Consider the following 12039-nt stretch of genomic DNA (forward strand, 5'->3'; position numbering starts at 1 on the left):
CCGGTTTCCCGACTCCGTGAAGGAGCATCACATGCTGACGATCCCCAGACCCCGGCGCGGCATCCGCCGCGCCGGGCGCCGACTGGCGGTGGCCGCCGTCGCCGCGGTCGGCGCGATGTGCGTGTCCGTCTTACCGGCCGCCGCCGCGCAGGAGGCGCCGCCGTCCAAGGCGCTCCTGGCCGGCCCGGCGGCACACGCCCCCCGGCAGGCGCGGGCGCATGCGGCGGCGAGCGCGGCGGCCGGTGCGACGACGCCGTTCTCGGTCTACGAGGCCGAGGAGGGAACGCCGGGCGGGGGCGCGGCCGTCCGGTCGCTCACCTCGGCGCCGACGACGCAGTACTCGAGCGCCGCCTTGGAGGCTTCGGGCCATTCCTACGTCCACCTGGACGGCACGGGCCAGTCGGTGCAGTGGACGAACACCACCGGACAGCCGATCTCCTTCGTCAACGTCCGTGCCAGCATCCCGGATTCGGCATCCGGCGGTGGAGTCACCGGGACGCTGGCCCTGTACGTCAACGGAGTGTTCCGGCAGGAGCTGAACCTCAACTCGCGGCAGAGCTGGGTGTACGAGGGCAACGGCAACTACAACACGAGCGACAACCAGAACCCGGCCGACGGCGACCCGAGGGTCTTCTGGGACGAGTCGCACACCTTCGTCACCGGGTCCCCGATCCCGGCGGGCGCCACGTTCTCGCTGCGGAAGGACTCCGACAACAGCGCGTCCTTCTACGACGTGGATTCCCTCGATGTGGAGAACCCGCCGGCGCCGCTGACGCAGCCGGCGAACTCGGTCTCGATCACGAGTTGCGGTGCGGTGGCGGACAACAGCCCGACCAACGGCGCGGCCGACGGCCAGTCGGTGGACAGCCGGGCCGCCATCCAGAACTGCATCGACCAGGCCCGGTCGCAGGGCAGGACCCTGTGGATCCCGCAGGGCACCTTCTACGTGAAGGGCACGGCGGGACTGAACGCCCAGGGGATCACCATCGCGGGTGCGGGCATGTGGTACAGCACGATCTACCGTGACGTCCCGGTCCCCAACAGCACACCGCTGCCGGCACTGTTCGACCTGACCTCCTGCACCGTGCGGAACTTCCACATCGACGCCAACGCCGTCAGCCGGAGCACCATCGGCGGGGACGGCGGCGCGATGGACACCACCGGCACCGACTGGCTGGCCGACGGCATCTGGACCCAGCACACCATGTCGGGCTTCTGGGCCTCCGGCACCGGCGGGAAGGTACAGAACAGCCGGCTGACATCGATCTGGGCGGACGGGATCAACGTCAACAACGTGTCGCTGGGCGCGGACACCGGGAACAACCTGACGGTCACCGACAACTTCGTCCGCGGCACCGGGGACGACGCGATCGCCATCAACTCGGTGGACTACAACACCAACGGCGACGGTTCCAAGACCTTCTACCAGCCGATGAGCAATGTCACGGTCAGCGACAACACCTCGATCGCACCGTGGGGCGGCAAGGGTGTCGGGATCTACGGGGGCAGCGGCCACCAGGTCAAGGACAACTACATCAGCGACACGGCCCGTTACATCGGTCTGGGAGCCGGGCGCTTCGGTGTCAACGGCAGTGACCTGCTGTCCGCGACCGTGACGGGCAACACCGTGGTCCGCTCCGGCGGCAACGCCTACAGCCAGGGCCAGCCCGCCCTGCACATCGGCAACGGCGGGGACGGACAGAACGCCGGGATCGTCGACAAGGTCACGGTGACCGGCAACACCGTCACCGGCTCCCTCTACGACGGGATCGGCTTCTCCACCTCGACCCACACCCTGCTTCAGGACAACACGGTCAGCGATCCCGGCCGCAACGGCATCGCGATCTCCCCGCCGTTCTACCCCGCGCCCACCGGTTCAGCGACCATAACCGGCAATACGGTCACCGGGCTCCGCTCCGGCACGTCGGCCTTCGTCAACAACTCCAGTGGTTTCGTCGCGACGTTGAGCGACAACGACTGGCCGCCGGCCGCTCCCGAGGGCCCCTACGGCGGCACCCCGGCCGCCGTGCCCGGCACGGTGCAGGCGGAGAACTACGACACCGGCGGCCAGGGGCTGGCCTACAACGTCACCTCCGTCAACGGCAGCGCCAACGCCTACCGCGCCGACGGGGTGGACCTGGACAACACCTCGGACACCGGGGGCGGTTACAACCTGGGCTGGACCAGCGGCGGACAGTGGTTCCGCTACACCGTGGACGTCGCCACGGCCGGCACCTACACCCTCGGCCTCCGGGTAGCGGCTCCGTCCGCGGTGGCCGGCGCACTGCACCTGTCGGACGCCGCCGGCACCGACCTCACCGGAGCCGTCGACCTGCCCGCCACCGGCGACTGGCAGACCTGGGCCACCGTGGCCACGCATGTGGTCCTGCCCGCGGGCCGACAGGTTCTGACTCTCCATCAGGACGCGGGCGGCTGGAACATCAACCACCTCGGCTTCGCCGCGGGGAGCGGCTCGCCGTCGGCCACCCTGACCACGTCCCCCGGATCACTGACCTTCGCCGGCCAGGCGCTGAACACGACCAGCGCCGCGCAGACCGTCACGGTCACCAACTCCGGCACCGCCACGGCCTCGATCACCGGGGTCACCGCCGGCGGTGACTTCGCGCAGAGCAACACCTGTGGCACCTCCCTGGCCGCCGGAGCGCACTGCACGGTCTCCGTCACCTTCGAACCCACCGCCTCCGGCACTCGCACCGGCATCCTCACCCTGACCGGCGACCAGTCCGACAACCCGACCACGGTGGCCCTGTCGGGCACCGGCACCACCCAGACCGATCTCGCCGCGGGGAAGCCCACCAGCGAGTCCAGTCACACCGACGTCTACGCCTCCGCCAACATCACCGACGCCAGCCAGTCCACCTACTGGGAAAGCGCCAACAACGCGTTTCCGCAGTGGGTCCAGGTCGACCTGGGCTCGGCCCGGAGCGCCTCCCGCGTGGTCCTGCGGCTGCCCGCCACCTGGGGCGCCCGTACCCAGGCCCTGAGCCTCGGCGGCAGCACCGACGGCACCACCTTCACCACCCTGAAGTCATCGGCCGCGTACACCTTCAACCCGAGCACCGGCAACACCGTCGCGCTCACCTTCCCCGCCGCCACCCAGCGCTACTTCCGCGTCACCATCACCGCCAACAGCGGCTGGCCCGCGGGCCAGGTGTCCGAGTTCCAGATCTGGAACTCCTGACCCCACCCATCCGATGGTGCCGCCGGACACCCCGTCCGGCGGCACCGTCGACGTGCCCGGGCCACCCGCCGGACGGCCGGCTGCCGACCGCAGTCCGGGGTCGCATTAGATCTTGCGGGCTGAATTTTTTATATTGCAAAATCCTGTCCAGTTATTGCGCGTTCATGTCATGGATATTACGGTCCCCCTTGCGTCGTCACCGTCCCCCCTCATCTCCCCGCCCCCCGTCCTTCCCTCGAGTCGCTTCGCCGATCGCGGTCCATGGGCCCGGCGAGGTGTCCGGCTCCGCGCCGGTCTGCGCCGATTGCTTGCGTTCTCACTGGTTTCCCGTCCCTCCCTGTCCGGCGGCGCCAGTGGAACAGTTCCGGCATTTCGTGATGAAAGGAGTGGTCCAGTGTTCCATTCCATCCGAGATCTGAGACGAGCCCTCGTCTGGGCGGTCACCACCGCGATGGTGGCTGCCATCGGCGTCCTGGCTCTGGCCGTCCAACCCGCTCGGGCGGCGACCGCCGCCACCGGCGGCAGTGGCGCGAGCCTGCCGTACGTCGAGGTGCAGGCGGAGAACTCCGCCACCAACGGCACGTCCATCGGCCCGAGTTACACCCAGGGCCAGCTGGCCGACGAGGCGTCGTATCGCAAGGCGACGACGCTCCAGGGCACCGGCAAGTACGTCACGTTCACCACGCCGGTGGCGACCAACTCGATCAACTTCCGGTACAGCATCCCCGACACCTCGAACGGCTCGGTCTACACCGCCCCGCTGTCGCTGTACGTCAACGGCGTCAAGCAGCCCGACTTCACCCTGACCAACGCCTACAGCTGGTACTACGGCAGCTACCCCTTCACCAACTCGCCGGGCAGCAACCCCCACCACTTCTACGACGAGGCCCACCGCCTGTTCTCCACCACCTATCCGGCCGGAACGACCTTCAAGCTGCAGGTCGATTCGGGGGACACCGCCTCCTCGTACACGATCGACTTCGCCGACTTCGAGCAGGTCGGCGCCGCCCTGGCCGCACCGTCGGGGTCGGTGTCGGTGACCGGCAAGGGCGCCGACGCGACCGGTGTGAACGACGCGACCAGCGCGTTCAACGCCGCGATCAGCGCCGCCGGACCCGGCGGCACGGTGTGGATCCCGCCGGGCACCTACAACATCCCCGGCCATATCAGCGTCAACAACGTCACGATCGCCGGTGCCGGCATGTGGTACTCGACCGTCACCGGTACGGCACCCGGCTTCTACGGCAGATCCGCGCCCTCGGCGAGCACCGGCGTGCGTCTGCAGAACTTCGCGATCTTCGGCAACGTGCAGGAACGCGACGACAGCGCCCAGGTCAACGGCATCGGCGGCGCGATGAGCGACTCGACCGTCTCCAGCGTGTGGATCGACCACATGAAGGTCGGCGCCTGGATGGACGGACCGATGGACGGACTGACGTTCAGCGGCATGCGCATCCGTGACACCACCGCGGACGGCATCAACTTCCACGGCGCCGTCACCAACTCGAAGGTCACCAACAGCGACATCCGCAACACTGGTGACGACGGCATCGCCACCTGGGCCGACTCCGGTATCGGTGCCGACGCAGGCGACACGATCTCCGACAACACCGTGTCCCTGCAGATCCTCGCCAACGCCATCGCGATCTACGGCGGCCACGACAACACCGTCAGCGGCAACCGGGTGGTGGACACCGGCATCGCCCAGGGCGGCGGCATCCACGTGGGGCAGCGCTTCACCTCGACGCCGGTCGGCACCACCACGATCTCCGACAACACCATGATCCGGGCCGGCAGCCTCGACCCGAACTGGCAGTTCGGCGTGGGCGCACTGTGGTTCGACGGCAGCCAGGGCGCGATCACCGGCCCGATCAACGTGACCAACGCACTGATCCAGCAGAGCCCGTACGAAGCCGTCCAATGGGTCGAGGGCACCATCAGCGGGGTCAACCTCAACAACGTGACCATCGCCGGGACCGGAACCTTCGCCCTTCAGGAGCAGACCGCCGGCGCGGCGAAGTTCACCAACGTCACGGCCACCGGTGTCGGTAACTCCTCCCCGGTGTACAACTGCTCGGGCGGCAACTTCGCCGTCACTGACGGCGGCGGCAACTCCGGCATCAGCGGCACGCCGTACTGCGGCGGCTGGCCGGCTCCGGTCTACCCGCCCTACCCGGCCGAAGGCGTGACGGCCACCCCCGGCGCGCTGAACTTCGGTTCGGTCGCCACCGGTTCGACAAGCGCCGCGCAGACCGTGACGGTCTCCAACCCGACCGGCACCGCCGCGTCCGTCTCGTCGATCTCCGCCGGCGGCGACTACTCCCAGACCAACACGTGCGGCTCGTCGATCGCGGCGAACGGCTCGTGCACCGTCAGTGTGAGGTTCGCGCCGACGGCGACCGGCAGCCGTAGCGGCTCCCTGACCGTCGACGCGGGCGGGACCACCAACACGGTCAGCCTCTCCGGTACCGGCACCGCGCCGGGCCCGGTGCTGAACACCGACCCGGCGAGCCTGTCCTTCGACGGCACGGTGGTCGGCTCGTCGGCCGCCGCGCAGACGGTGACGGTGACCAACTCGGGTACCGCGTCGGCGAACATCTCCGGCGTCGCGGCGACCGGTGACTTCAGCCAGACCAACAACTGCTCGACCCTCGCGGTCGGCGCGTCCTGCACGGTGAGCGTCGGGTTCAAGCCCACCGCGGGCGGATCGCGGGCCGGCAACCTGACCGTCACCAGCAACGCCAACAACAGCCCGACCACCGTGTCCCTGTCCGGCAGCGGCATCGACAGCGGCACCGACATCGCCGCCGGGCGGCCCGCGACGGCCAGTTCGAGCAGCAGTCCGTACGTCCCCTCGAACCTCACCGACCCGGACACGTCGACGTACTGGGAGAGCGCGAACGGCTCGTTCCCGCAATGGGCCCAGGTCGACCTCGGCCGGAACTTCAGCATCGGCAAGGTCGTGCTCAAGCTGCCGCCGGCGACGGCGTGGTCGGCTCGCACACAGACCCTGTCGGTGCAGGGGTCCACGGACGGATCCAGCTTCTCGACGATCAAGGCGTCGGCCGGGTACACCTTCGACCCGAACGCCAACGACAACACGGCGACGATCACGTTCAACGCCGCCACCGCGAGATACGTGCGGGTGAACATCAGCGCCAACTCGGGCTGGAACGCGGCCCAGTTGTCGGCCCTCCAGGTGTTCCCGAGCGGCGGCGGCTCCTCGCCGGCGACCCTGTCGGCCGACCCGACGTCGCTGTCGTTCCCCAGTCAGGCGCTCAACACCGCCAGCGGCGCGCGGACAGTGACGGTGACCAACACCGGTACCGCGGCCGCGTCCCTCTCCGGCATCACCGTCACGGGCGACTTCTCACAGACGAACACCTGCGGGACGTCGATCGCGGCGGGCGCCTCCTGCACGGTGGACGTCACGTTCAGGCCCACCGCGTCCGGCACCCGCACCGGCGACCTCAGCATCGCCGGCAACGCGTCGAACGGCACGACCACGGTCGCGCTGACCGGCATCGGGGCCGGCGCGGCGAACCAGAACCTGGCGGCCGGGAAGCCCACCACCGAGTCCGGCCACGCCGACGTGTACGCGTCGTCCAACGTGACGGACGGCAACCAGGGCAGCTACTGGGAGAGCGCCAACAACGCCTTCCCGCAGTGGGTGCAGGTGGATCTCGGTTCCGCGCGGAGCGCGAGCCGAGTCGTCCTCCAGCTCCCGGCCGGCTGGGGCGCCCGTAACCAGACGCTGTCCCTGTCGGGCAGCACCGACGGCTCCGCCTTCACCACCGTCAAGTCGTCGGCCACGTACACCTTCGACCCCGCCACCAACAACACGGTCACCCTCACGTTCACGGCGGCCACCCAGCGCTACTTCCGGGTGAACCTCACGGCGAACACCGGCTGGCCGGCAGGGCAGATCTCCGAGTTCCAGGTCTGGAACACCTGATCCGACCCGTGGGTGCCGCCGGGCGCGCTCGGGCCCGGCGGCACCCACCCGATCCGATGGGCCCGGCCCCCCACAGGGGCACGGTCGGCGCCGGTCGGCCAAGTCCGTACGCCCGTGGTCGACGGAAGTCGACAGCCGACCGGAGGAGTCCAGATGGGTGTCACACGCAGGGTCTTCCTGCAGGCCGCGATCGCGGCCACCGCGGTGGGAACGACGGGAGTCGCCGAGACCGTACTCGCGGCGCCCGCTTCGGCGGCCGGCTCGCCGGGCGACGTGGTCGGCAAGGTCAGCGTCGGCTACCAGGGCTGGTTCGCGTGCATCGGCGACGGCGCCCCCATCAACGGCTGGTGGCACTGGACGCAGAACTGGGGCCAGCCGCCGTCGCCGTCCAACACCGGCATCAAGTGCTGGCCCGACCTGCGTGACTACACGAGGACCTATCAGACGTCGTACGCCGCCTTCGGCAACGGCCGGCCCGCCACGCTGTTCTCCTCGTACGACCAGCAGACGGTGAACACGCACTTCCTGTGGATGCAGCAGAACGGCATCGACACCGCGGCACTGCAGCGCTTCAACCCCACCGGCGGCGAGGGCCCCACCCGCGACGCCATGGCCACCAAGGTGCGCAGCGCCGCCGAGTCGTACGGCCGCAAGTTCTACCTCATGTACGACGTCACCAACTGGACGAACATGCAGTCCGAGATCAAGACGGACTGGACGGACAAGATGTCCGCGCACACCGCTTCCCCGGCGTACGCGAGGCAGAACGGCAAGCCCGTCGTCTGCATCTGGGGCTTCGGCTTCGACGACAACAACCACCCGTTCACGGCCGACGCCTGCCTCGACGTCATCAACTGGTTCAAGGGCCAGGGCTGTTACGTCATCGGCGGTGTCCCGCGCGAATGGCGGACGGGCACCGGGGGCTCACGGGCCGGCTATCTCGGCGTCTACCACGCCTTCCACATGATCTCGCCGTGGATGGTCGGCGCCATCGGCAACGTGGCCGAGGCCGACAACGCCTACACCACCTACACCGTCGGTGACCAGGCCGACTGCAACGCCAACGGCATCGACTACCAGCCCTGTGTGCTGCCCGGCGACCTGTCCGGACGCCAGCGCGCGCACGGCGACTTCATGTGGCGGCAGTTCTACAACGTGGTCCGGGCCGGGGCACAGGGCATCTACATCTCGATGTTCGACGAGTACAACGAGGGCAACCAGATCGCCAAGACCGCCGAGACCCAGGCCTGGGTGCCCGCCAACTCCGGGTTCCTCGCCCTCGACGAGGACGGCACCGCCTGCTCCGCCGACTACTACCTGCGCCTGACCGGCGACGGCGGCCGCATGCTCAAGGGCCAGCTGGCGCTGACCGCCACCCGTCCCACCCAGCCGATCGTCCCCACCGGCGGCGACACCACACCGCCCGCCCCGCCGGGTGCGCTGACCGCCGGCGGGCACACGACGAACTCCGTCTCGCTGGCCTGGAACGCCTCGACCGACAACGTCGGTGTCACCGGCTACCGGGTCCTTCAGGTGTCCGGTTCGACCAGCACCCAGGTGGGCACCACCGGCGCCACCGCGTTCACGGTGACCGGGCTCGGCGCGGCCACCACGTACACCTTCGACGTCGTCGCCCTCGACGCCGCGGGAAACGTGTCGCAGCCCTCCAACCAGGTCACCGTCACCACCGACGCCCCGTCCGGCAATGTCAACCTCGCTCTCCACCGCCCCACCACGGAGAGCGGTCACACCCAGACGTACGCCTCGGACAACGCGACCGACGGCGACGCCAACACCTACTGGGAGTCCACCAACAACGCCTTCCCACAGTGGCTCCAGGTCGATCTGGGCGCTTCCACCGGCGTCAGGCGGATCGTCCTCCGGCTTCCCCCGGCGACCGCCTGGGGCACCCGTACCCAGACCGTCTCCGTCCAGGGCAGCACCGGCGGCAGCTTCGCCACGCTTCTCGCCTCGGCGGGTTACACCTTCGACCCGGCGACCGGGAACACCGCGACTCTCACGTTCCCCTCCACCGTCACCACCCGCTACGTACGGCTCACCTTCACCGCCAACAGCGGCTGGCCGGCCGGGCAGGTCTCGGAGTTCCAGGTCTTCGGCGTCTGATGAACGGAGGGCCTCGACCTCACGGTCGCGGCCCTCGTCACGCCGCGGGCGGCTTCTACCGGGCAGGCGTGCCCTTCCCGGTCACTCGCCGGGGCCTCGGCCCTCCGTGCGAGGTGGGTCCGTCCTGGGGATCAGGGCCACGGCGGATCGCGCCGTCCGCTCGAGCATCGCCCCGTCGACATCGGCCTTGGCGATGGAGTCGATGCCCCTGATGACGCTGAGCATCAGATATCCGAGAGCTGAGGAGTCGACGTGCTCGGCCACTTCCCCCGCGTCCTGGGCGTCGCGGATCGTGGCCGCGAAGGTGCCGGCGAGATCGTCGAACGCGCGGCGGGCTGTCTGCGCCACCTTCTCGTCCTCGCCCGCGCGGTCCGCGGTGACCTTGGTGAGGAAACACCCGCGGTGGGGCGACTCACCGGCGAAGGTGCGGGCGAGGGTGACGAGGTAACGCTCGAGTCGTGCCATCGGCGACGGAAGCACCGCTCGCGGGCCGCCCCGCAGTTGTTCGCGGGCCTGGGCGACGAGGTCCTGGCAGTAGTCCGAGAAGACACGCACATACAGGTCGTGCTTGTTGCCGAACGCCTTGTAGATGCTGCCCTTGCCGAGGCCGGTCGCGTCCATGAGGTCGTAGGTGGAGGTGCCGGCGAACCCGGTCGTCCAGAACTGGTCGCGTACGACATCGAGCACAGTGGCCTCGTCGAAGCCTCGCTTTCGTCCCATGCGCCTACGGTACGCCGTTGTGGTCCGTCCGGTCCACAATGGTCGGCGGTGCTCAGGAGCTGCCGTACGGGCGGGATCCGGCCGACGACGGGTGGCCCGCCGGATGTGCGGCCTCAAGGGTCGGCGCGTGGCCAGGTGTGGACACAGGTGCGTGGGACTCACGCGCCGAGCGCGCCGGCCGGCAGGGGCTGCTCGGTCCAGATGCATTTGCCGGACGCCGTGTAGCGGGCGCCCCACCGGCTGCTCACGGCGGCGATCAGCTGGAGCCCGCGGCCACCCTCGTCGGTGTCGGCCGCTCGGCGGATCCTGGGCATCACGGGGCTGGCGTCGGCGACCTCGCAGACGAGGGTTCGGCCGCGCAGCAGCCGTAGGGTGATCGGTCCTCTCGCGTGGCGGACGACATTGCTGACGAGTTCGCTGACGACGAGTTCGGTCGTCATGATGACCTCGTCCAGGCCCCAGGCGGTGAGCTGGGCCCGGACATGCCTGCGTGCCTGGCCGGCGGCGGTGGGATCGTTCTGCAGCCGCAGGCAGGAGATGTCCTCTGCGGCCAGCGCGTGGGTGCGGGCGACGAGCAGCGCGCCGTCGTCGCTGAGGCTGCCCCGGTCGGGCAGCAGTCCGGCGATCACGCGGTCGCACAGGGCGTCGGGGGTCTCCGTCGCCGACTCCGTTGAGCCGGAGCCGGAGCCGGGGTCGGGGTCGGGGTCGGAGCCGGGGTCGGGATCGGAGCTGGAGCCGGAGCGGGCCGGGCGAAGGCAGTGGGCGAGACGGCCCATGCCCTCGTCGATGTCCAGCCCGCCGGACTCCACGAGGCCGTCCGTGTAGAGGGCGATGGTGGTGCCGTCGGGCAGGCTGAACTCGGCCGTGTCGAACGGCGGGGTGGCGGCGCCGAGCGGAGGGTTGACGGGCAGGTCCGGGAAGTAGCTGGTTCCGTCGGGCCGGAGGATGACGGGCGGAGGGTGGCCGGCGGTGATGGCCTGGCACATGCGGCTGACCGGGTCGTAGACGATGCAGAGGCAGGTGGCGTAGAAGCCGTCCCCGAGGCCGCTGACGACCTCGTTGAGGTGGAAGAAGAGCTCGTCCAGAGGCTGTTCGAGATCGGCGAGCGTACGGCCCGCGGTGCGCAGTCGGCCCATGGCGACGGCCTCGGACACGCCGTGCCCCATGACGTCTCCGACGACCAGGGCGACCTGCTCGGCCGACAGCGGGATGACGTCGTACCAGTCGCCGCCCGCATCCGTGCCGTCACGGGCGGGCTGGTAACGGGCGGCGGTGGTCACGGCCGGCAGGGTCGGCAGATGGCGCGGGAGCAGACCGCGCTGGAGTTCCTGGGCCCGTCGGTGCTCGGCGTCGTACAGCCGGGCGCGTTCCAGGGCCTGGGCGACCATCCCGCTCATCGCCGTGAGCAGGGTGCGTTCCTCGCTGTCGAACGAGTGCGGAAGGCCGTATCCGACGCAGGCGCCGCCCACGGTGCGCCCCGAAGCGACCAGCGGCAGGATCGCCCACGCCTGGATCCCGGTCGCGGCAGGCAGGTCGGCGATCGCCGGATAGCGGGCGATGAACTCCTCAGCGGAGGAGACGAAGGCCAAAGTGCCCTCGATGAAGGACTGCGCCGACGACGGAAGCTCCGTGATGCGGACACCTTCGAACCGGCGCAGACTCTCCTTCGAGTAGCCGGCGCTGCCCATCAGGAGCGCCCGGCCGTCCTCGTGAGCCCAGACGCCGACGCCCTTGGCGTCGAACAGGGACGCCATGTGGGCTGTCATGACATCGGCCACGTCATGTCCGGTGACCGCACCGGCAAGGGCCCGGGTCATCTCGGCGATTTCGCTCACGCGCTCGACCGCAGCGCTCTCGGCGGCGACCTCCTCCATACGTCTGAGCCCACTTTCCGTCTGTCTGGGAGCAGTCTCGTGACGATCGCGATCACTCTCATTGTCCGCCATCCGGTGCGGACGAGCCGTGCGCGCCCGGCGCCGGCCCGCGCGGGATCACGTACGACGGTTTGTTGACCAATTGGACCACTTCGTGTTTATAG

Annotated in this window: 5 protein-coding genes; 3 read left to right on the forward strand and 2 right to left on the reverse strand. The window is 69.6% G+C overall.

What is annotated here, in order from left to right; all coding sequences use genetic code 11:
* The first annotated feature begins 31 nt into the window (after positions 1 to 31).
* The 3 genes from HEP85_RS30710 to HEP85_RS30720 all read left to right on the forward strand — a co-directional run bounded on the left by HEP85_RS30710 (position 32) and on the right by HEP85_RS30720 (position 9281).
* Positions 32 to 3202, forward strand: coding sequence for a carbohydrate-binding protein (locus tag HEP85_RS30710; RefSeq protein WP_369657913.1), 3171 nt, complete (start codon positions 32 to 34; stop codon positions 3200 to 3202).
* 394 nt (positions 3203 to 3596) lie between these two features.
* Positions 3597 to 7157: a choice-of-anchor D domain-containing protein gene (locus HEP85_RS30715; protein ID WP_369657914.1), complete on the forward strand. Its 3561-nt coding sequence runs from the start codon at positions 3597 to 3599 to the stop codon at positions 7155 to 7157.
* A gap of 153 nt (positions 7158 to 7310) precedes the next feature.
* Positions 7311 to 9281 carry a discoidin domain-containing protein gene (locus tag HEP85_RS30720; protein WP_168530785.1) on the forward strand — a complete coding sequence of 657 codons (1971 nt, stop codon included), beginning with the start codon at positions 7311 to 7313 and terminating at the stop codon, positions 9279 to 9281.
* Between the two features lie 81 nt (positions 9282 to 9362).
* Here HEP85_RS30720 and HEP85_RS30725 read toward each other — a convergent pair whose 3' ends face one another.
* A complete protein-coding gene (locus HEP85_RS30725) occupies positions 9363 to 10001 on the reverse strand; it encodes a TetR/AcrR family transcriptional regulator (protein WP_168530786.1) in 639 nt (212 codons plus the stop codon).
* A 158-nt stretch (positions 10002 to 10159) separates the two neighbouring features.
* Positions 10160 to 11836 (reverse strand): SpoIIE family protein phosphatase, encoded by a 1677-nt coding sequence (locus tag HEP85_RS30730; RefSeq protein WP_168530787.1) that lies wholly within the window; start codon positions 11834 to 11836, stop codon positions 10160 to 10162.
* Positions 11837 to 12039: the final 203 nt, after the last annotated feature.

Source organism: Streptomyces sp. RPA4-2 (assembly GCF_012273515.2).
Classification (GTDB): Bacteria; Actinomycetota; Actinomycetes; order Streptomycetales; family Streptomycetaceae; genus Streptomyces; species Streptomyces kaempferi.

Excerpts from the sequence above, each read along its gene's own strand:
- HEP85_RS30720 (WP_168530785.1), top strand. The coding sequence starts at position 7,311 with ATGGGTGTCACACGCAGGGTCTTCCTGCAGGCCGCGATCGCGGCCACC.
- HEP85_RS30725 (WP_168530786.1), bottom strand. The coding sequence starts at position 10,001 with ATGGGACGAAAGCGAGGCTTCGACGAGGCCACTGTGCTCGATGTCGTA.
- HEP85_RS30710 (WP_369657913.1), top strand. The coding sequence starts at position 32 with ATGCTGACGATCCCCAGACCCCGGCGCGGCATCCGCCGCGCCGGGCGC.